At 70.2% G+C, this 19737-nt stretch carries 18 protein-coding genes; 7 read left to right on the top strand and 11 right to left on the bottom strand.

The genetic code is table 11. The features are described from left to right. Window positions 1-6: 6 nt before the first annotated feature. The 5 genes from EMA17_RS02985 to EMA17_RS02965 are packed head-to-tail and all read right to left on the bottom strand — an operon-like array spanning window position 7 to window position 4261. A complete protein-coding gene (locus EMA17_RS02985; RefSeq protein ID WP_126635258.1) occupies window positions 7-267 on the bottom strand; it encodes a EutN/CcmL family microcompartment protein in 261 nt (86 codons plus the stop codon). Then, window positions 267-797: a hypothetical protein gene (locus EMA17_RS02980; protein ID WP_126635257.1), complete on the bottom strand. Its 531-nt coding sequence runs from the start codon at window positions 795-797 to the stop codon at window positions 267-269. The genes EMA17_RS02985 and EMA17_RS02980 overlap by 1 nt, the downstream gene beginning before the upstream one ends. Beyond that, window positions 794-1399, bottom strand: a complete 606-nt coding sequence (locus EMA17_RS02975; protein ID WP_126635256.1) for a BMC domain-containing protein — start codon at window positions 1397-1399, stop codon at window positions 794-796. Before EMA17_RS02975 ends, EMA17_RS02980 begins: the two co-directional genes overlap by 4 nt. After that, window positions 1392-2975 (bottom strand): aldehyde dehydrogenase family protein, encoded by a 1584-nt coding sequence (locus tag EMA17_RS02970; RefSeq protein ID WP_126635255.1) that lies wholly within the window; start codon window positions 2973-2975, stop codon window positions 1392-1394. Before EMA17_RS02970 ends, EMA17_RS02975 begins: the two co-directional genes overlap by 8 nt. Continuing rightward, on the bottom strand, window positions 2972-4261 hold the full coding sequence (locus EMA17_RS02965; RefSeq protein WP_246126402.1) for a class-III pyridoxal-phosphate-dependent aminotransferase: 1290 nt from the start codon (window positions 4259-4261) through the stop codon (window positions 2972-2974). The genes EMA17_RS02970 and EMA17_RS02965 overlap by 4 nt, the downstream gene beginning before the upstream one ends. A gap of 253 nt (window positions 4262-4514) precedes the next feature. Here EMA17_RS02965 and EMA17_RS02960 point away from each other — a divergent pair, with 253 nt between their 5' ends. The 3 genes from EMA17_RS02960 (at window position 4515) to EMA17_RS02950 (ending at window position 7811) form a co-directional block, all read left to right on the top strand. After that, the gene (locus tag EMA17_RS02960; protein WP_170222088.1) at window positions 4515-6062 is read left to right on the top strand and encodes an APC family permease; all 1548 of its coding nucleotides are present in this window, start codon (window positions 4515-4517) and stop codon (window positions 6060-6062) included. Window positions 6063-6154: 92 nt separating this feature from the next. Then, the gene (locus EMA17_RS02955; protein WP_126635254.1) at window positions 6155-6937 is read left to right on the top strand and encodes a GntR family transcriptional regulator; all 783 of its coding nucleotides are present in this window, start codon (window positions 6155-6157) and stop codon (window positions 6935-6937) included. Between the two features lie 85 nt (window positions 6938-7022). Then, window positions 7023-7811: an enoyl-CoA hydratase/isomerase family protein gene (locus EMA17_RS02950; protein WP_126635253.1), complete on the top strand. Its 789-nt coding sequence runs from the start codon at window positions 7023-7025 to the stop codon at window positions 7809-7811. 146 nt (window positions 7812-7957) lie between these two features. Here the strand turns inward: EMA17_RS02950 and EMA17_RS02945 are convergent, their stop codons facing one another. Next, complete coding sequence (locus EMA17_RS02945) at window positions 7958-9088, bottom strand: thioesterase domain-containing protein (RefSeq protein ID WP_126635252.1); 1131 nt, start codon at window positions 9086-9088, stop codon at window positions 7958-7960. A 447-nt stretch (window positions 9089-9535) separates the two neighbouring features. Here EMA17_RS02945 and EMA17_RS02940 point away from each other — a divergent pair, with 447 nt between their 5' ends. The 4 genes from EMA17_RS02940 (at window position 9536) to EMA17_RS02925 (ending at window position 14720) form a co-directional block, all read left to right on the top strand. Continuing rightward, window positions 9536-10903 (top strand): MFS transporter, encoded by a 1368-nt coding sequence (locus EMA17_RS02940; RefSeq protein WP_126635251.1) that lies wholly within the window; start codon window positions 9536-9538, stop codon window positions 10901-10903. 98 nt (window positions 10904-11001) lie between these two features. Then, complete coding sequence (locus tag EMA17_RS02935; RefSeq protein WP_160161291.1) at window positions 11002-12699, top strand: carbamoyltransferase C-terminal domain-containing protein; 1698 nt, start codon at window positions 11002-11004, stop codon at window positions 12697-12699. Between the two features lie 277 nt (window positions 12700-12976). Beyond that, on the top strand, window positions 12977-14278 hold the full coding sequence (locus EMA17_RS02930; protein WP_307721519.1) for a UDP-N-acetylglucosamine 1-carboxyvinyltransferase: 1302 nt from the start codon (window positions 12977-12979) through the stop codon (window positions 14276-14278). A gap of 19 nt (window positions 14279-14297) precedes the next feature. After that, window positions 14298-14720, top strand: coding sequence for an NUDIX domain-containing protein (locus EMA17_RS02925; RefSeq protein WP_126635248.1), 423 nt, complete (start codon window positions 14298-14300; stop codon window positions 14718-14720). 70 nt (window positions 14721-14790) lie between these two features. Here the strand turns inward: EMA17_RS02925 and EMA17_RS02920 are convergent, their stop codons facing one another. The 5 genes from EMA17_RS02920 to EMA17_RS02900 form a co-directional block, all read right to left on the bottom strand. Next, the gene (locus EMA17_RS02920) at window positions 14791-15834 is read right to left on the bottom strand and encodes a UDP-N-acetylmuramate dehydrogenase (protein WP_126635247.1); all 1044 of its coding nucleotides are present in this window, start codon (window positions 15832-15834) and stop codon (window positions 14791-14793) included. 20 nt (window positions 15835-15854) lie between these two features. Further along, a complete protein-coding gene (locus EMA17_RS02915; RefSeq protein ID WP_126635246.1) occupies window positions 15855-16508 on the bottom strand; it encodes an HAD family hydrolase in 654 nt (217 codons plus the stop codon). Between the two features lie 235 nt (window positions 16509-16743). Beyond that, entirely contained in the window at window positions 16744-17763 is a 1020-nt protein-coding gene (locus EMA17_RS02910) for a serine hydrolase domain-containing protein (RefSeq protein ID WP_126635245.1), read from the bottom strand. Between the two features lie 15 nt (window positions 17764-17778). Beyond that, on the bottom strand, window positions 17779-18462 hold the full coding sequence (locus tag EMA17_RS02905) for an alpha/beta hydrolase (protein WP_126635244.1): 684 nt from the start codon (window positions 18460-18462) through the stop codon (window positions 17779-17781). 87 nt (window positions 18463-18549) lie between these two features. Next, window positions 18550-19695: an ABC transporter substrate-binding protein gene (locus tag EMA17_RS02900; RefSeq protein WP_126635243.1), complete on the bottom strand. Its 1146-nt coding sequence runs from the start codon at window positions 19693-19695 to the stop codon at window positions 18550-18552. Window positions 19696-19737 lie beyond the last annotated feature (42 nt).

Genomic DNA, 19737 nt, shown 5'->3' with positions numbered 1-19737 from the left:
TCGTGTTCAGGAGTTGCGGTGGGTGGTGGAGGTCTCGTCGACGGAGCCGATGATCAAGGCGTCGATCGGGGCGTTGTCGGGGAACCGGCGGGCGGCGCTCATGCCCTGGGCCACGAGTACACGTTCGCCGACGCCGGTTCCCAGGACGTCGAACGCGATGATCACCTCCGGTGACGCCTCGAATGCCACGGTCAAGAACGCGCCCGACGGGACGCCGGTGACGCGTCGGGTCGACCAGACGGATCCGGTGACGGTGCCGATGCGCATCAGGCCTCCTCCCGGTCGATGCGGATGCCGAGTCGGCGGGCCGTGTCCCGCCCCAGAGGGGTGATGACGGCGCGGGGGCCGGCGACGATGTGGTGTCCGGCGGCGGCGGCCGCGGTGACCGCTGCCTCGCCGACGGCGCCACGCTCGATGCGATGCACGCCCTGTGCCGGTGCGGGCCGCTCGGCACCGCCGGTGTGGGCGGGGAGATCGTGGTCGAGCCGGAATCGGATCCTGCGGTCGTCGAGGGCCGCCCGCCCCTCGGGTGTCGCGGTGAGATCGAGCAGCAGTCGTACGAAACGCGCGAGGTCCGCGTCGTCCCGGAGCACCACGGGGCGGGTGTCCGGCTCGGCGACGGTCGGCGCGACGGCGGTCGGCGCGACGGCCGCGGAAGGCGGTGAACTCCCGCGATCCGCCGTGGCGGAGGTCAATTCGGCGACCGCTTCGCGGACCGCCTCGGCGACGAGGCCGCGCAGTTGGTCCCACGAGGTCCCGACGGTCGACGAGCCGACGGCCGACGGCGTGCCGTTCATGGCCGAACTCGCACGGCTTCGCGCGCGGCCTCCGCGGCCATGCGGACGTCGGATTCGGAACCGCTGAGGTAGACGCGCCCGGTGGCGCCCATCATGCGGTAGTCGACGACCTTGATGTCGGCGGCCTTCTCCGCCTGGTTCGTGGCGAGGATCGCGTAGGACGCCGGGGTGACCTCGAGGGTGAACAACGACTCGCCCGGCAGGACCATCGAGCCGGACTTGTTCCGGTTGATCAGGAACGCGTGCCTCGGATCGACGCTCGTGATCGTCTTGTCGGCCAGGATGGTCGGGGTGGGCACCGCGGCGGGATCCGCGCCCAGTGCGTCCAGGATGGCGTCGGCGGCCGAGCGCACGGCGTCGGTGGACCGGGAGTGGATTTCGAGGTAGCCGAACTGCCGCTCGACGACCAGGATGCCGGCCTGGACATCGGCGTATTTCAGCGCCACGTCGGTGAGCGGCTCGATGTCCAGACCCGGCGCGACCTCGATGATCTGCGCCGACATGTTGGTGCGGGGCAGGCTGCCTCGCACGAATGTGCCGAGGTAGCACATGGTCTGCGGCTGGAGTTGATCGATGAAGATGAACGAGCGCAGTTCAGCCATGGTGGGCTCCCAGCACGCTGTGCAGTTCGGCGCGGACGAGCCGGCGGATCTCCTCGCGCAGCAGGTCGAGTTCTCGACCCGCCGCCCGACCGTCCGCGGTGTGGGACACGCCGTCCGGCCGGGCCGTGTCGTGGGCCGCCGGGCGGGCCGCGGGCGGCGTGGGCCGGACGGTCCACGGCTGCATGCCCGCGAAGTCGTCGAACGCGACGCCGGCATCGCGGTTGTACGCCACACGCGTGTACTGCACGAGGTGGCGGGGTTCCAGGTTCTCGCCGAGCGAGCTGCGCCCCGTGAACCCGGTGCCGATGGTCATCGTCGCCGCGAGATTGGTCTCGAAGCCCGAACTTCCCAGACTGGCACCGACGTTGACGCTGACGCGCATGACTTCGACAGCCGCTCCGAAGGCCATGACGGTGGCGCGGTCGCGGCTGTGGATGGCGGCGGAGTGCCCGCGCCCGCCCCCGCGCAGCAGCAGCCGGGCCAGTCGGATGCCGCCGGCCGCGTCGGCCACCGTGTGGAATCCCAGCACGGGGCAGAGCTTCTCCTGGGTGAGCGGTTCCTCGAAGGGGCGCTCGAACGGCGCGACGAGTACCCGCTTGCCCGGCCGAACGCGGAATCCGGCCTGCTCGGCGATCCAGGCCGCGTCCCGGCCGATGGCGGCGGTGCGGAGCCGGCCCTCGGGGTAGAGCCAGTCCCGCAGGCGGTCGCGCTCGACGGGGTCGCACACGTGTGCGCCGGCGTCGTCGAGAGCGCGCAACAGGTCCGGGGCTATGGACTCTTCGGCCAGCAGCACCGATTCGTTGGTGCACAGGACGGAGTTGTCGAACGCCTTGCTGGCCACGATGCGTTCGGCGGCGGCGACGAGGTCGGCCGTGGCGTCGACGAGCACGGGCACATTGCCCGGTCCGACGCCGAGGGCGGGGTTCCCGGAGCCGTAGGCGGCGCGCACCATGGGGGTTCCCCCGGTCGCCAGCACGACGCTGCAGCCGGGGTCGGTGATGAGGGCGTCCACCAGGGGAATGGTCGGCTCGTCGACCACCTGGACGACGTCGGCGGGCGCTCCGGCCGCCACGGCCGCCGCGTTGAGCGTGCGGGCGGCGTCCGCGCTGGCGGCCTTGGCCGCGGGGTGCGGGCTGATGACGATGGCGTTGCGTGTCATCAGGGCGAGCATGACCTTGAAGTAGACGGTCGAGACCGGGTTGGTCGACGGTGTCAGGGCGACGACGACGCCCGCGGGACGGGGGATTTCCAGGATCTTGGCGTCCGCGTCGTAGCGGGCGCCGACGTAGTCCTCGTCTCCGTAGCGGGCCAGGAGACCCAGCGAGCACGCCTCGTTCTTGGTGGTCTTGTCCGCGACCACGCCCAACCCGGTTTCCCGCACCGCCCATTCCGCGTAGCGGGCGGCGTTGTCGTGCCCGGCTTGCGCGGCGGCTCGCACGATGCGGTCGACCCGGGCACGGTCGAACGACGCGAATTCGTCGGCCGCCCAACGGGCGCGTTCCAGCAGGGTTCGCGCGTGTGCCGCCGGATCGGGGCCCCAATCGGTCGTGCGGACCTGGGCCCGCCGGGCGCTCACGCGGCCCGCCCGGACGTCGCTCGTGCGGCGGCGCGGGCCTGGCCGACCGCCCGGTGGAGGCGTTCGAGCAGGTCGTCGACGAGTTCGGGAGACATCAGCAATCCCGGCTTGAACTGGAGGACACGGGTGTCGAGTGTGGAGAAGATGGCCCAGACGCCGTTCTCGTACAGCGCCCGCATGACGAGTTGGGCGCCTGTGGGGTGGTCGAATTCCAGGCCGATCACCAGGCCGTTCTGTCGGATGCCGACGAAAAAGTCCGGATGGTCGGACCGGATGTCGGCCAGACCGCGTTCGAGGCGGGCCGCGATCGAGGCGACGGTCGCCCTGGTCTGGGGGCGCCCGGTGATCTCCAGGACCTTCATGGCGACGATGCAGCCGAGTTCGGCCCCGCCGAAGGTCGAGATGTGGCCGAAGCCGTCCTCGTCCAGCCAGCCCGCGACCTTGTCGGCGACGATGACCGCGCCCAGGGGGTAGAGCCCTCCCGCGGTGCCCTTGCTCGTGACCAGGATGTCCGGCGAGACTCCGGCCTTGTAGATGCCCCACATCTCGCCCGTGCGCATGAGGCCGGTCTGCACCTCGTCGGCGATGTACACGGTCCCGTACCGTTCGCACAGGTCCTTGACCCCGGCGAGGTATCCGGGTTCGGGCATCACGAAGCCGTAGGTCGCCGGCACCGTCTCCAGGAGCACCGCGGCGACGTCGCCGCCGCGCAGCGCCGACTCCATCGCGGCCAGGTCGTTGAAGTCGACCTGGGGGAACTGGGACGGCTCGTCGACCAGGAACAACCGTGAGAACCGCGGGTTGCCGGCGTTGACGGCGAGTCCGGTGTGGCCGTGGAACGCGTTCCGGATGGACACGATCTTGCGGCGCTGGGTGGCGTGCCGGGCGGTCTTGAGCGCGATGTCGATCGCCTCGCCGCCGCCGGCGGCGAAGACGACCTTGCCCATGGTGCCGTCGCAGGTGGCGAGCAGGCGTTCCGCCAGAGCGGTGCGGGCGATGGACGGGAAGTGGTGGTTGCCCACGTCGTAGTGGGTCATCGCCTCGTTCATGGCCGCGACCAGTTCGGGGTGCCGGTGGCCGAGGCTGTAGGTGCCGCCGTTGAGGTGCACGTCGATCAGTTTTCGGCCGTCGACGTCCCAGAGGTGATACCCCTCCCGGCGGTCGATGACGAGATCGACGCCCTGGTCCAGCCAGAACTGCGTCTTGCCGGGGTTCCACGCGGCACGGGAGCGGTCGAAGAAGTCGTCTCTGGATGCGTAGGAGACGAAGCCGTAGTCGCGCATCATCACTCCTTCCTCGACAGGCGGACCACGTCCGGGCCGTTGTTTTGGTTCATACCGTATGTGTACCGATTAGCTTTTCGGTTGTCAACGCTCCCTACAACTCAACCGTATGCCGTGAAGGTCTTGCCTGGCCTCGTCCAGCGGTGGCAGCATCGCCGGTATCCCGCCGATGAATCTCCGCAAAAGCCATATTTGCCAGGAAATCTCTGTCGTAGACGACCACGATGCCGACCGTAGCCTCCGAAAGGTCGATGCCATGACCGATATTGGTTCGAGAACGACGCCCCACCCGCCCGAGCCCGATCCGCGAGAGCACGTGCAGCGGCTGCGGCCCAACGCGGTCGGTCTCGTGGCCGTGGTGTTCATGGCCGTGGCCACCGCGGCACCCATCAGCGCGATGGTCGGCAACGTGCCGGTGGCCGTGGGTTTCGGCAACGGCACCGGCGCTCCCGCCGGCTACCTCGTGGCCACCATCGTGCTCACCGTCTTCGCCGTGGGCTACATGGCCATGGCACGACACATCACCGCGGCGGGCGCGTTCTACGGCTTCGTCTCACACGGGCTGGGCCAGGTGGCGGGCATGTGCGCCGGACTGCTCGCCACGGTCGCCTACATCGTCTTCGAGGCGTCGCTGACCGGCCTGTTCGCCTACTTCGCGAAGCTGACCATGGCGGACCTGTTCGGCGTTTCCCTGCCCTGGCTCTGCTACGCGTTGCTCATGCTCGCGCTCAACGCCGTACTGTCGCACTTCGACATCAACCTGACCAGCAAGGTCCTCGGCCTCGCCCTGGTCTCCGAGGTGCTCATCCTCACCGCGCTCGCCGTGGCGATACTCGTGGACGGAGGCGGCCCGGACGGCTTCGTGCCGCAGGTGGTCAACCCCCTGAACGCCTTCGACGCCGCTTCTGGAGTCGCCGGCGCAAGCGTCGGCCTCGGCCTGTTCATGGCCTTCTGGTCGTGGGTCGGCTTCGAATCGACCGCGATGTACGGCGAGGAGTCCCGTGACCCCAAGCGCATCGTCCCCATCGCCACCATGCTGGTGGTCGTCGGCGTCGGCGTCTTCTACGTCTTCGTCTCCTGGATGGTCGTGGCCGCCAACGGACTCGACCGATCGGTGCGCGTGGCCGGCGGCGACTCCCCCGCCGAACTGCTCTTCGGACCGACCCGCGTCCTGCTCGGCGGCTGGGCCGTCACCCTCTTCCAAATCCTGCTCGTCACCGGCTCGTTCGCCTGCGGCATGGCGTTCCACAACTGTGCGTCCAGATACCTCTACGCCATCGGCCGAGAAGACGTCGTACCCGGCACCCGACGCACCCTCGGCGCCACACACCCGAAACACGGCTCGCCCCACGTCGCCAGCAACGTCCAGTGCGGGATCGCCACGGCGTTGGTCCTGGGCTTCGCGCTGGCCGGCAAGGACCCCTACCTCGACCTGTTCGTCGTCCTGTCCGTCCTGGGCACGATGGCCATCCTCATCGTCCAGATCCTCAGTTCCGCGGCCGTCATCGGCTACTTCCACGTACGGCGCAAGCACCCCGAAACCGCCCACCCGCTGCGCACGTTCGCGGCGCCGTTGGTGGGCGGCCTAGCGATGGTCTACGTGGTGATCCTGCTCTTCCAGAACCTCGACACGGCGGGCGGCGCCGCGTCGCAGACCACGATCTTTCGGATGATCCCCTACCTGGTGCTCGGCGTCGCCGTGTTCGGTGTCGTCCTCGCGCTGTACACGAAGGTCCGGGCGCCCCATCGGTTCGCGCTGATCGGCCGCGTGGTGCTCGAGGAATCCACGGAACGAGCGGCCTGACGCTCCGCCTCCGGTTCCGCCGACGACCGTACGGCCGTCAGGGGTACCGGAGGCAACCGAATCCAGAAATGGTGTAAACCATACTTGTGTCCATGGAACATGACGAAGCCCCAGCCACGACGTCCGGCACCGCCGAGGACGTCCGCCGCCGCATCCTCGAGCAGATCCGCAGCGGCCTGCTCCGGCCCGGAGACAAGCTCGGTGGCGAACGCGACCTCGCCCAGCAGTACGACGTCAGCCGATCCACCCTGCGGCAGGCACTCGACGCCCTTCAGCAAAGCGGCGTCGTGCGCCGGGTACCCGGACGCGGCGGCGGCACGTTCGTCAGCCACGGCAAGGCCGAGCGCGACCTTTCCGCGGCCGTCGGCGTGCCGGCCTACCTGCGCCGGCAGGGGTTCGAAGCCGGCACCAACGTGCTGTCCACCGCGCTGCGCGCCGCGGACAAGGACACCGCCCGTCGGCTCCGCCTGTCGTCCGGCGACCTCGTGTTCGACCTGGTGCGGCTTCGACTCGCCGATGGCCGGCCGATCAGCCTCGAGCACGCGCAACTCGTCGCCGAACACTTCCCCGGCCTCCTGGAATGCCCCCTCGGTGGGTCCGTGTACGAGCTCATCGCCGAGCACTACGGCACCACCCCCGCCGAGGTCACCGAGGAAATCGAGGTCGTCGCCGCCACCGCGGACGAGGCCCGGTTGCTGGAGGTCGAACCCGGCGCGCCACTGATCTCCGTCGTCCGGGTGGCGGCGGATCACCAGGGTCGCGTCTTCGAGTTGTCCCACGACCTGTTCCGCGCGGACCGGACCCGCATGACCATCCGCACCCGGTTGCGCGACGACGCCCAGGAGGAGGGCGGGCTGCGGATCCAGGCGACCTGAGCGTCCACCGCGCGGCGGCGCCGCGCCCTTTTTCGACCCGACCGAGTTGGCTCGCCAAGCGCCATCGCGACCCAGGAGTACGGCCATGACCGAGTTCGTCCGATACGAGTGCGTCGACGCCATAGCCACGGTGACCATCGCTCGACCAGCCGCCCTGAACGCCTTGGACCACGCGACGAAGGTGGCACTGCGCCAGGCCCTGACCCGGGCCGCCGGCGATGCGGACGTGCGGGCGGTGGTGCTCACCGGCGCCGGACGTGCCTTTTGTGTGGGCCAGGACCTCCGGCAACACCGCGAACAGCTGGCCCGCAGCCCGCAGGCGGCCCTCGGCACCGTGGCCGAGCACTACAACCCGCTGATCATGGCCTTGACGACCATGCGGAAGCCGGTGATCGCGGCCGTCAACGGTGTGGCGGCGGGCGCCGGCGCGGCGCTCGCGTTCGCCTGCGACTTCCGGGTCCTCGCCGAGACCGCGACGGTGAACCTGGCATTCGCGGGCATCGGGCTCGGCGCCGACTCGGGAGCGTCGTGGACCCTGCCGAGGCTGGTGGGGCACGCTCGGGCGACCGAGTTGTTGATGCTGTCCGAAACGATCTCGGCGGCGCGCGCGTTGGAGCTGGGAATCGCCAACCGGGTGGTGCCGGCCGAGGATGTCGCGACGGCGGCGAGTGAGCTCGCACGACGCCTGGCGGCGGGGCCGACCGTGGCGTTCGCCGCGATCAAGGAGGCGCTGGTGTGCTCGGCCACGCTGCCGATCGCGAGGGCGCTGGGCAAGGAGAGCGCCCTCCAACTCCGGGCCGGCAAGTCCGCGGACCACCGGGAAGCGGTGGACGCGTTCCTGGACAAGAGGCAACCGCGGTTCACCGGACGTTGACGGGCGCGTCCCGGTCCCTCGGCGCCGTCGCGGTGAGGGCCCGGGACGCGCCGGTCACAAGGATCCGACGGGCATCCGGTCGGCACCCGAACCAAGCCCGCGGCGAACGGGATCAGGACAGGAAGCCCGTCGCTCCGAACCGTTTCCTATATGGTTGCAAACGGTCCGGACGGTCCGGAAGGGCTTCCTCGCGCTGCTCGGCGGTGACGGTCTTCGTGGTCGTCGAGCGCCCACGCGACGTCTTCTCCGAGGAAGGTCCTGGTCGTCGGGGTGCCGAAGAGGAGGCGATGTTCGCACGCCTGTCTGCGGATGACCGTCTGCGGCGGAAGATGACGGGCCCAGAACGCCTCGTACGGATTCCTGGTCGATACCGCCTCGTCCAACCGGGTCACGTCGTCGAGGCCTTCGCTGTTTCGACTCGTGTAGAGAAACGTGCGGCTCGTCAGACGTGCCTCCACGCGGTAGTGGCTCAACGCCTTGACGTTGAGCGCGAAGACCTCCAGCCTTCGCCTGAAGAGCTCGGGGGAAACTCCGGCCGGTACGCCCGTTGATTCCTTGAGCCTCTCAAGGCAGTCGTCGAGCCGGTCGGGCACGTATTCGACTTCGTACATCGCGCACAGCTCCTCCAGGCGCTCGTTCATCAACTCCGGTATGTCTGCGACCTGTTCCGTGCCGTCGGCGGGGAACGGCTCGAACAGACCGACGTACGCGACGCTCCTTCCGGCGCGCTCCAGTTGTCCGGCCATCTCGAACGCGACCAGGGCTCCGTGTGAGAAGCCGCAGAGAGCGAACGGTTCGGGCACGCCGATCAGGTCCAGGTCCGCGATGTGGCGTCGGGCCATGTCCTCGATCGTGGTGAGCGGCACGTCCTCCAGGTCGATTCCCGCCGACCTCAGTCCCACGACCGGGCGGCCGACGTCCACGTCCCGAATCTGTTGGAACGAGATCACGTCGCCGTCTCTGGTGCTCGTGCAGACGAGCGGATGTTCGCCCTGCACTCGCCCGTACATCCGGTATGCGGTGGGCCCGGGGCCGCGTGATCTCACGGCGGCTCGGATCCGGGCCGCCTGCCGGGCGATCGTCGGTGCGGCGGTGAGTTGTTCGACCGACGGATCCAACGCGAATACGCGCCGGATCGCCGAAAGCAGCGCAGTGGTGGCGGTCTCGTCACCACCGACCTCGAAGAAGTCGTCGTGGAGGTGGAAATCCTCGGTTCCCAGGATCTCTCTCCACATCGATCCCACTTGCAGTTCATGGAAGTCCGTGTGGCGAAACATGACACGCTCTCCGGTTGGCGTCGTCCGTCACGTGGCACCGGTTCCTCGCGGCAATTTTCGCGCAACAGACTGCAAGGTGTCGTGTCGTGCGTCAAGGGCCGACCACCCCCGATCCCGCCGATCGGGCTCGAGATTTTGCGGCCGGAAAACGCCTGTCCCTCGACGCCGGGGGCATGGAAGCCTGCAAGAGTACTGACGCAAACCGAACTACACGTGTACTCTGCGTAGTTACCGGAGTAGTGAATGCTCGTCAGATGTGTCGAAGCGGATCGGCGCGACGTGAGCGGCGCCCGGCGCCCGGATCGATCGATCGATTCCTTACCGACGCCACACCGACCCTCGGGTTAGGCATGCCGAGCCGCATCGCCGCCCTCCATCCATCACCGGCAAGGGGACACCATCGTCAAGCCGCCATGCAGGGGAAACCCCCGGTGGCAGGGAACATCCATGGCGAACGGGCCCCGATCACCGCACGACCGCACCCTCCGCCGCGGCCTGCTGATGTGGGCACTGGGTTCGTCGGTGTACCTCGTGGCGATCTTCCACCGCACCAGCCTCGGCGTCGCCTCGGGACTGGCCGGGCGCCGGTTCCGGATCGGTCCGGCGGAACTGTCGATGTTCACCGTGCAACAACTCGTCGCGGCGGCCGCGCTGCAGTTGCCGGCCGGCGTACTCGTCGATCGATTCGGGCCCCGCAAAACGCTGACCGTCGCCTTGCTGGTGATGGCCGTCGGACAGGCCGCCTTCGCGTCGACCCACAGTTTCCCACTCGGGCTGGCGGCCCGAACCCTTCTCGGCCTCGGGGACGCCGCGACGTTCGTCGGCGTCCTGCGGCTCACCACGTCCTGGTGCCCGGAACGGCGTATCGCCCTGCTGGTGCAGTTGACCTCGGTCCTCGGCATGGCGGGCAATCTCATCAGCACGGTCCCGCTCCGGATGACGCTGGAACGGCTGGGTTGGACACCGGCGTTCCTCGGCGCCGCGCTCCTCACCACGGCGATGGCCGGCGTGGTCGTCGGCGTGGTCCGCGACCGGCCGCATGTCGCGGCGCGAACACCGAACCGACCTGCCCCACCGTCGGCTTCGCGGGATCGGACGGAGCCCCCGCGGGACGAACCCCCGGCCTCGGCCCGGCGGACGCCGACATGGCTGCGCGAGATGCGCGCCGACATCTCGGCGGTCCGGCGGGTTCGCGGCACCCGACTGGGCTTTTGGATGTGCTTCACCGGCGCCTTCTCGTTCATGGCGTTCTCGCTGCTGTGGGGGTTCCCGTTCCTCACCCGGGGCCAGGGACTGTCGGCGGCCGCCGCCGGCCGCCTGCTCATGCTCCTGGTGGTCGTGAACATGACCATCGGCCCGGTCTTCGGGCAGATCGCCGCCACCCGGCCCGGCTCCCGGGTTCGGGTCAACGTCACGACATCCGCGATCGTCGCGGCGCTGTGGGCCTGCGTCCTCGTCTGGCCGGGGCCCGCGCCGCTGCCGCTGCTGATCCTCCTCGTCACGGCGCTGGGCATGTGCGGGCCCTCGTCGATGCTCGGTGCGGACGTCGCCCGTACCTCGAACCCCGGGGACCGGGCCGCCACGGCCGCGGCGATGGCCAACACCGGAGGGCACGCGGGCACGCTGGCCGCGGTAGCGCTCGTCGGTGCCGCGTTGAACGTCGCGGAAGCACTCGGATTCACCGATCGGACCACGTACACCGTGGCGTTCGCCGTGCAGTGGACGCTGTTCCCGATCGGCGTGCGGATACTGCTCCGGCATACCGGGAAGCTCCGCACGAGCGACGGCCAGGAGACCCAACCGACCCGCGCATAACGTGATTTCCATGCTCCTCGCACACGACGGTCGAACCGACGTGAGGTTCGAGCCGATGTGGCACGGGCTTGAAGCAACGGCATCGGACGGAGTGGTACGTGAAGGTTCTCGGTATTCATGACGGTCATTCGGCATCCGCCTGCCTCATGGACAACGGTCGATTGATCACGGCGATCCAGGAAGAACGCCTCAGCAGGGTGAAGAACCAGGGCGGAACTCCCCGGCGCGCGGTGGACCGTGTCCTGCGCGAGGCCGCGACGCAACTGCGGGACGTCGACCGAGTCGCGGTCAGCACCATCAGGCTCCGCAACACGAACCTGCGTACATCCGCCGACGTCCTGTCCGTCTATCGGACCGTCTTCGGGGACCCCCGACGTCAGGTCTCGGGCGAGGAAGGCGGCGAGGAGGCGGCCGGACAACAACGCACCCGGGCCGCGTTCCTCACCGACGCGGGGTACCCGGCGGAGAACATCACCTTCGTCGACCACCACACCTGCCACGCGGCCACCGCCTACTTCGCCCGGGGAACGACGGATCGTGACATCCTCGTCCTGACCAACGACGGACACGGCGACGGCCTCTGCGCGACGGTCTCCATCGGCCGCGGTGGCTCGATCAAGCGACTGGCGGCACTGCCGCGCGCGGACTCCATCGCCGCGCTGTACAGCTACGTCACCTATCTCCTCGGCTTCACTCCGCTGGAGCACGAGTACAAACTCATGGGAATGGCGCCGTACGCCGCCGGCTCGAAGGCCGCCGAGGAGGTATGCGCGTACTTCGAGAGTCTCTTCGAATTCCCCGAGGACCAGCCGCTCCTGTGGGCCCGCCGTCCCGGCGTACCGCCCACTTCCCTCATCGCACCCGACATCGAGGCGGCCCTGCGCTTTCGTCGGTTCGACGCCGTCATGGCCGGCCTGCAGATGTTCGTGGAGAACACGATCTGCCTTTGGGTGGAACGCGTCGTGGCCGCGACCGGCATCGCCGATCTCGCGCTCGCGGGCGGGCTGTTCATGAACGTCAAGCTCAACCAGCGGATCAACGACCTGCCCTCGGTCCGTTCGACGTTCTTCTGCCCCTCGGCCGGTGACGAAAGCAACTCCCTCGGAGCGGCGTGGAGCGTCTGCGCCGACGAGGCCGCCGACGGTCGGCCGCTGCGCGACCTGTACGTCGGAACCGACTACCCCGACGCGGAGATCGAGCGGGAGGCCCGGGCGTTCGCCGAGCGGGACGGCATACGGGTCTCGCGACCCGACGAGCCGGCGCGGGTCGCCGCTCGCCTGCTCGCCGACCACAACGTCGTGGCCCGGTTCGCCGGCCGGATGGAGTTCGGCGCCCGCTCGCTCGGCAATCGCTCGATCCTCGCCCACCCGGGCAATTCCGAGGTTCGTGCGTTGATCAACCGAATGATCAAACAACGGGACTTCTGGATGCCGTTCGCCCCATCCGTACTCGCCGAGCACGCCGCGACGTATCTGGAGATGCCGACCGAGACCGGTGCCGAGTACATGACGGTCTCGTTCGACACGCACGCGGACGTGCGCGGCAGGATCCAGGCGGCGGCGCATCCGCACGACTGGACGTGCCGTCCGCAGATCCTGACACGCGAGGCGAATCCCGACTATCACCGGCTCATTTCGGAGTTCCACCGACTCACGGGTATCGGCGCGGTGCTCAATACCTCGTTCAACCTGCACGGTTACCCGATCGTCGAGTCCCCCCGCGACGCGCTCGACGTGTTCGAGGCCTCCGGCCTGCGGTACCTGATGCTCGGCCCGCTGCTGATCGAGAAGGTCTGAACAAGGCCCGAGCGGGACCCGGGCGCGACCCGAGCGAGGTCGAGCCGGTTCGTCCCGACAGCCGCGCGGTCACGCGGCCGCGCGGCCCGCCCATCGAGAACGAGAAGGAGTTCGCTGTGCCCGACGACTTCTGCATACCTCACCTGGAGGCGTTGCTCCGGCCCCGCGGCGTCGGCCACCCGATCCGCGAGCGGGTAGCGACCGACCGGCCGCGCCGCCGAGCAGCACACGCCCGGGACGAACCGAAGCCCGCGCCCCACCGATTCACAGTCGCCCAGTGAGGACGAAGGATCACGTGAGGTACGTTCGCGTTTCCGGTGGAAGCCCCCTCAAAGGCCAGTGCACGGTGCAGGGATCCAAGAACGCGGGGATGCTGCTCAGCGCCGCCGCGCTGCTGGTCGACGGGCAGGTCGTACTCGACAACCTGCCGGACGTCACCGATGTCGCGATCGGCTCGCGCATCGGCGCCCATCTCGGTGCCACCACGTCCACGACGCCCGGGGGATTGCGCATCGCGGCCCACGAACTGGCCGACAGCGACATGGATGTCGCCCTGGGACGCCGGATCCGACACACCCCGTCGTTCGCGGCCGCCGTACTCGCCCGCACGGGCCACGTCTCGTTTCCGCTGCCGGGCGGCGACGGCTTCTGCGATCGCCCCGTCGACCTGCACATCGAGGCGATGCGGCGGGCCGGCGCCCGACTCGTGGAACAGGACGGGCTGATCCGGGCCGACCTCGACGGCTCGCGCCCGCGCGCCTTCACCATGGACCTCGGCACGCGCTACGGTCCGAGCCTCGGCGCCACGATCACCGCGCTGCTCCTGGCGAGTCGAGCCGATGGTACGTCGACACTGACGAACCCGAGCGCCGAACCGGAGGTCGAACACACCGTCCGATTCCTTCGGCGAGCCGGCGGTGCGGTGGCGGAGCGGGAGGGAAACCTGGTCGTGGCAGGCGCCGCCCGGCTCACCGACACCACCTACCGCATACCGCCCGACCGCATGGAAGCGGGCACCCTGCTCATCGCCGCCGCGGCGACCGGAGGCACGGTGTCCCTCGACGGCATCGGGCTCGCCGACCTCACTCCCGCCTTCCTCGCCTGGCTCGCGCGGCTGGGCACCGAGGTCGCGGAGACCGAGCAGGGCATCCGGCTCGAAGTCGTACGGGATCTGGTACCGCACAGCCTGGTCACCGGACCCCACCCCGGGTTCCCGACGGATCTGCAGCCACAGGCCACCGCGCTGCTCGCGACGCTGCCCGGACGGGCCACCGTGACCGAACGTGTGCACCGCCAACGGTCCAGCCATGTACCGGGGTTGACGACACTCGGCGCACGGATCACCGACTCCGACGGCACACTCCATGTCACCGGCACCACCGCGCTGCGCGGCGCGATCATCACCGGCGACGACATCAGATGCGTGGCCGCGCTCCTGACGGCGGCGCTCGCGGCCGACGGTGAGTCCCACGTCGGCGGCGCACACCAACTGGCGCGCGGCTACGCGGACCTCCCCGGAAAGCTCGCCGCACTGGGCGCCGACGTGGCCCTCGTGCCCGACGAACCGGGGCGGGCCTGAGCCGAAGGAGGGCGGGCGGATGCGGCTCTACGCCGGGATCATCCCCGTGGACGGTCGCGGTCGCGCGGCCCTGCAACAACGCGATCACAAGCCGGGTATCGAGAACCCCGGCCTGCTCACCGCCTTCGGCGGCCTCGCCGAGGGCGCCGAAGGCGCGGCGGACGCCGCCCTGCGCGAGGCGACCGAGGAACTCGGCCTGCGGCTGACGAGCACCGCGCTGCACCCGTTGCTCGCCCACGAACAGCGGATGCCCGGCTCGGAGCCGACCCGGTGCGTCATCTTCCGGGTCGTCGTGCCCGACGCGGGCGAGCTGCGTACGGCGGAGGGGGCGGGCGTGGTCGTGGGCGTGCCCGCCGAGTTGCGCGTCCGCGGGGACCTGACGGACACGTGCCGACGGGCGGTCGAGGCGCTGCACACGTGGGGCACATCCCGCCGGGGGTAGGCCATGCGAAGCCCATCCCACCCGGGAGTGGGCCGCGTGGAGCACATGCGCCGGGCGGGGCACGGTGGTGTCACAGCGTGCAGCCGAGCAACGTCGGCTCCGGTTCGAGTCGTACACCGGACGTCCGCGCCACCCCCGCGCGGATGCGTCCGGCCAGTTCCAACAGTTGCCGGGTGGTACCGCCGCCGCGGTTGGTCAGGGCGAGGGCGTGCTTGGTGGAGATGCGTATGTCCCCCAGGCCGTCCCCGCGGCGCCAGCCCGCCCGCTCGATGAGCCAGGCCGCGCTCAGCTTCACCCCGTCCCGGTCGGGCCATTGCGGCGGTACCGCCCCCACCCTGCGCCCGGCCTCCTCGGCGCCGGCCGCGCTGACGATCGGATTGGCGAAGAACGAACCGACACTGCGGGTATCGGGGTCGTCCCGGCTCAACACCATCCCCTTCGTCCGCCGGATCGCCGTCACGGCCGCCGGAACCTCCGCTATCGGAACGCGACTCGAGACCTCGGTGCCGAGCAGTCGTGCCACCTCGGGGTGCCGAACGGGCGCGGAGAGCGCACCGGATTCCAGCCGGAAGGTCACCGCCGACAGCAGCCAACGGTCGGTGCGGCGAAAACGCGACGTGCGGTGGCCCAGACCGCACCGGGCCGCGGGGAGGACGACCATGCGGCGGCACCGTCGGTCGTAGGCCCGTACCTCGCACAAGGTGTCGCTCACCTCCTGCCCGTAGGCGCCCACGTTCTGCACCGGCGTCGCGCCCACGGTGCCGGGGATACCCGCCAGGCTCTCCAGACCGGCCAGCCCCTCGGACACGGACCAGGTCACGAGTTCGGCCAGCGGTTCCCCGGCCGCGACCGTGACCTCGACCGTCCCGCCGTCCCGCCGGCCCGGCCTGATCCCGCGCGTACCCACCACGGCCACGGTTCCCGTCAACCCCGCGTCGGCGACGACGACATTGCTCCCCGAGCCGAGCACCGTGAACGGCTCCGACCGTGCGTCGGCCGCCGCGGCCTCCGCGCACAGGGCCTCCTCGTCGGTGAAGACCACGAGCCGCTCCGCCGCGCCGCCCAGCCGCAACGTGGTCCACGACGCGAGGCGCCGCTCGGCGGGTTCGTACACCCCCGACACTCCCCCGGCCGTCACCGCGGCCCACTCGCCCGCAGCAGTTCCGGCAGTTCCGTGAGTCGGTCGATACGCCAGTCCGCGTGTTCGATCACGCGCGGCGCGTCGGCCCACAGCCGACCCCACGGGCCGCGCCGAATGTGCGCCGCCCGCAGCCCCGCCCGCTTGGCCGGGAGCACGTCCTTGTCGGGGTGGTCGCCGACGTAGACGATCTGTTCGGGTTCGCCCTCGGCCTCACGACCGACGCGGTCGAAGAAGGCCGGGTCGGGTTTGCCGACCCCCCACTCCCCCGAGGTCGACAGGTAGTCGACCGGCAGGCCGAGCGAGCGCAGGATGCGACCCGCGACGGCCGTCTGATTGCCCACCACTCCGACCCACAACCCCATGTCCCGCAGCGCCGAGAGCGCGGGGCGAACGTCCGGGTAGAGGTCCCCGTCGTCGTAGCGTTCGCCGCGACCCGCCTCTTCGCGCCGCCGCTGCTCCATCGTCAGGTCGAAGCCGGGCCTGAAGTATTCGAAGGCCTCGGTGATGTGGCGGCCCGCGCCGGTCACCGCGCCGAGCGTGATGCAGAACTCGTACTGTGGTACGCCGATCCAGTCGGCCCACGCACGCCACTCACGGGCATCCGAGAGCAGTGTCTCGCCTATGTCCAGAACGACGGAACGAATCACGTTCGCATTCCTCTCGGAGAGCGGAACCGCTTCGTAACCCCCCGACGCGTGTCCGCTCCGCGGGACTCCACGCCCTTGCCCGACCGACCCGTCGACCATCATGCCCCGAGAGCGGTCGCCGCGGCTCGTGGGTTCGAGGGAAAGGGGTGGGTGACGAGGTCGGCCGGGGTTCGCGCGCCCGGACGGTGCGCCCGACACCCTTGGCGCAGAGCGCGGTTCCGCGGCGACGTCGGAGTCAGGTGGTGGCGAGGGTTTCGCGGGCGAGGGCGCGCAGTGGGTGCAGGCGCGAGCCCGGGGGGCCGTGGTAGACGGCGTTGGTGCAGACGGCGATGTAGCGGCCGGTGGTGGGGGCGAGGAAGAGGCTGGTACCGGTCCAGCCGTGGTGGTAGGCGACTTGGCCGGCGACGAGCCAGGCGAGTCCTCGGTCGAGGCCGGGTTCGACCGGGGCGTGGGGTGCGCGGGAGGCGATGAGCCAGGCGTGGAGCGGGTGTTCGGGGTCGAGGAGGCGTCGCGCGTAGCGGGCGAGGTCGGCGGCGGTGGTGAACGCGCCGGCGTGGCCGGCGGTGCCGCCGAGGAGGGCGGCGTTGTCGTCGTGGACGCCGCCCCAGATGCGGGGTGCGCCCGCGAGGCGTTGTTCGGTGGGGGCGACGTGCGGGCCTCGGGTGACGGGTCCGTAGGTGGTGGCGGTCATGCGGACGTCGGCCCACAGTTCGGCGGCGAGTTCGTGCAGGGGGCGCCGGTGGGTGTGCGCGAGGGCCAGGCCGAGGAGGATGAAGCCGCGGTTGAGGTAGCGGTGGCGGCCCGGGGGTTCGTCGAGGGGTTCGCGGCACAGGAGTTCGGCGAGTGGGGTGGGGTCGCCGCGGTAGCGGTCCAGGCGGGTCTCGGCGCGCAGGCCGCCGGTGTGGGTGAGGAGTCGACGGATGGTGGCGTCGGCACCGGGGGCGTCGCCGGTGATCGGGGCGAGGTATGCGCCGACGGGGGTGTCGAGATCGAGGAGTCCGGAGTCGAGGGCGCGGCCGATCAGCGGCCAGGTGGCGATCACCTTGGTCAGGGACGCGGCGTCGTAGAGGGTGTGTTCGGTGGGCGGGGCGTCGCCGCACTCGGGTGCGACGACGCCGGCGGCGATGGTGTGCCGCTCCCCCGCCGAGGTACCGCAGACGATCACGCCGCCGGGGGTGCCCGCGGTGGCGACGAGGGCTTCGAGGCCGGCGCGCAGCGCGCGCAGGTCGGTGCGGGTGAACGGCGCCGGGCGCATGGGTGGACGCCTTGGTCAGCGACTCGTGTTCCGTAGCTGTCGGTGGATCAGATCGGCGACGTCCGCGGGCCGGCTCAGGTGTGGCGAGTGGCTGGTCTCCCATGTCTCCGAGAGCGAGCAGCGGGCCGCGAAGCGGCGGACCAGCGGAGCCGCGATGGCGCGGTCTTGGCGGCCGGCAACATAGATGGAGGGTGTGTCGTGCCGGCTCACGTGGCTCGGCGTGGCCGCGAAGATCGAGGGCGGTTCCGGACGCAGCAGTTCGATCGCGCGGGTGACCGCCGGTTCGTCGACGTCGCCGTAGAGGTTCTTGCGGGCGTCCGCGGGATCGAGTCGAAGCCGCCCGTCGTCGTCGAGGGTGGCGAGCAACCCTTCGGCGGGGGCACCGGTTTCCCTCGCGACTTCTTCGAGGAGCTGTGCGGGGGATTCACCGACGTCTAGAAGCCAACCGGCCAGGAAGATCAGCCCTGCCGCGCCGCGGATCGTTCCGGCGGTCACACCCCCGAAGGAATGCCCCAGCACCAGCGGAGGCCGCTCGGAGGCGGTGACGATCTCCTCGACCACGGCGGTGCCGTCCGCCAACGACAGCTCGTGGAGGTCGGGCACTTCCACGCCGAGGTTTCGGGAGCGCAGCAACCCGACCAGGTCATCGTAGTGAGCCGGTTGATGCCAGGCACCGTGCAGGATGATCACGTCGGTCATGCCCGCAGGCTACTCCGGCCCGACCGACACCGTCCGCCCCCGGGCCGGAGCGGGCCCGGGCGGCCCGGGGCGGGCCGCCCGGGGTGGTCAAGGCGTGGTGTGGCCCACGGCCTCGGCGTAGAAGGAGCGGTCGACGAGTTTGTCCTCCGGCAGGGCCGGGGCCTCGATGACCTTGCCCTCGATGTACATGCTCTGGACCCGGTCGGTCGTGCCGCCGCGGATCTCCCAGTCGACCACCTGCGCGGGCACGGACTTCAGCAGTTCGGGTTTGCTGCCCAGCGTCGTCGCCAACTCCTCGACGAAGGCCGGGTCCTGCTTGTAGTCGCCGGCGAAGTAGGTGTTCACGGTGCGGATCAGCGCGCGCAGGAACGCGACGCCCGCGTCCCGGTTCTTCTCCAGGAGGTTTTGTCCGTAGAGCATTCCGCCGAGCGGTTCGCCGACCGGCTGACCGCCGAGGAAGGTGTACTCGGGCTTGCCCTCGAAGTCCTTCCAGACCGGGTCGAGCAGCCACGCGGCGTCGATGCCGCCGTTCTTGAACGCCTCGGGCACACCCGCACCGTCCAGTTGCTGGAACGAGACCTCGGTGGGCTTGGTCCTGTGGCGGGCGAGCACACTCTGGATCGGATACATGATCACCGACGTCTTGCCCACGAGCGTCCCGAAGCGCGCGTTCTTGAGGTCGACCGCGTCCCCGGTCCTGCCGTTCTTGACCCGGGCCCAGACTCCGGTCCTGGATTCGGGCGCCGCCGAGTAGTTGCCCGCGACCCACTTGATGTCGAAGCCCTGCTTGACCGCGTTGATCATGCCGGCCTCGGGCGCCGAGTACAGCACGTCCACCTGGCCCTTGGCGAGCAGCGTGATCGCGTCGGTGGCCGGCATCTGCTTGAGCTCGACGTCCAGGCCCTCCTTGGCGAACTCGCCCTTGGCGATCGCGGTGCGCAGCGGGCCGAGGTATTCGGCCGACAACGATCCCGCGGTCACGGTGAGTTTCGCCTTCTGCGCGAGCGGCTCGGCGGCGGGCGAACCCGCCGCGCAGCGCGCGGGCTTGCGGGTCGGGGCCAGGTCGGCCGGGTCGGTCCACGCCTTCTCGCAACCCGCGACCGCCTCGATCGCACGCTTGGGTTGCGGGGTCTTGGACCGGTCCGAACCGGAGTCGGCGGAGCCGCCGCACGCGGCGAGCAGCGCGGTGCACGCCAACAGTGCGGTGGTGGTGAGGAGTCCACGTCTCGCCATGATGTGCCTTTCGGGGTCGGTGCGCCCGGTGGTGTTCGGGCC

Source organism: Embleya hyalina, from assembly GCF_003967355.1.
Lineage (GTDB): Bacteria > Actinomycetota > Actinomycetes > Streptomycetales > Streptomycetaceae > Embleya > Embleya hyalina.
The sequence above is the reverse complement of the archived record's forward strand: the minus strand, read 5'-3'. Positions and strand labels throughout refer to the sequence as shown.

Bases quoted from the DNA above. Each gene is read 5' to 3' on its own strand.
- EMA17_RS02940 (WP_126635251.1), top strand. From the start codon at position 9,536: ATGGCGAACGGGCCCCGATCACCGCACGACCGCACCCTCCGCCGCGGC.
- EMA17_RS02910 (WP_126635245.1), bottom strand. From the start codon at position 17,763: ATGCGCCCGGCGCCGTTCACCCGCACCGACCTGCGCGCGCTGCGCGCC.
- EMA17_RS02985 (WP_126635258.1), bottom strand. From the start codon at position 267: ATGCGCATCGGCACCGTCACCGGATCCGTCTGGTCGACCCGACGCGTC.
- EMA17_RS02950 (WP_126635253.1), top strand. From the start codon at position 7,023: ATGACCGAGTTCGTCCGATACGAGTGCGTCGACGCCATAGCCACGGTG.
- EMA17_RS02975 (WP_126635256.1), bottom strand. From the start codon at position 1,399: ATGGCTGAACTGCGCTCGTTCATCTTCATCGATCAACTCCAGCCGCAG.
- EMA17_RS02980 (WP_126635257.1), bottom strand. From the start codon at position 797: ATGAACGGCACGCCGTCGGCCGTCGGCTCGTCGACCGTCGGGACCTCG.
- EMA17_RS02900 (WP_126635243.1), bottom strand. From the start codon at position 19,695: ATGGCGAGACGTGGACTCCTCACCACCACCGCACTGTTGGCGTGCACC.
- EMA17_RS02925 (WP_126635248.1), top strand. From the start codon at position 14,298: ATGCGGCTCTACGCCGGGATCATCCCCGTGGACGGTCGCGGTCGCGCG.
- EMA17_RS02955 (WP_126635254.1), top strand. From the start codon at position 6,155: ATGGAACATGACGAAGCCCCAGCCACGACGTCCGGCACCGCCGAGGAC.
- EMA17_RS02960 (WP_170222088.1), top strand. From the start codon at position 4,515: ATGACCGATATTGGTTCGAGAACGACGCCCCACCCGCCCGAGCCCGAT.
- EMA17_RS02905 (WP_126635244.1), bottom strand. From the start codon at position 18,462: ATGACCGACGTGATCATCCTGCACGGTGCCTGGCATCAACCGGCTCAC.
- EMA17_RS02945 (WP_126635252.1), bottom strand. From the start codon at position 9,088: ATGTTTCGCCACACGGACTTCCATGAACTGCAAGTGGGATCGATGTGG.
- EMA17_RS02965 (WP_246126402.1), bottom strand. From the start codon at position 4,261: ATGATGCGCGACTACGGCTTCGTCTCCTACGCATCCAGAGACGACTTC.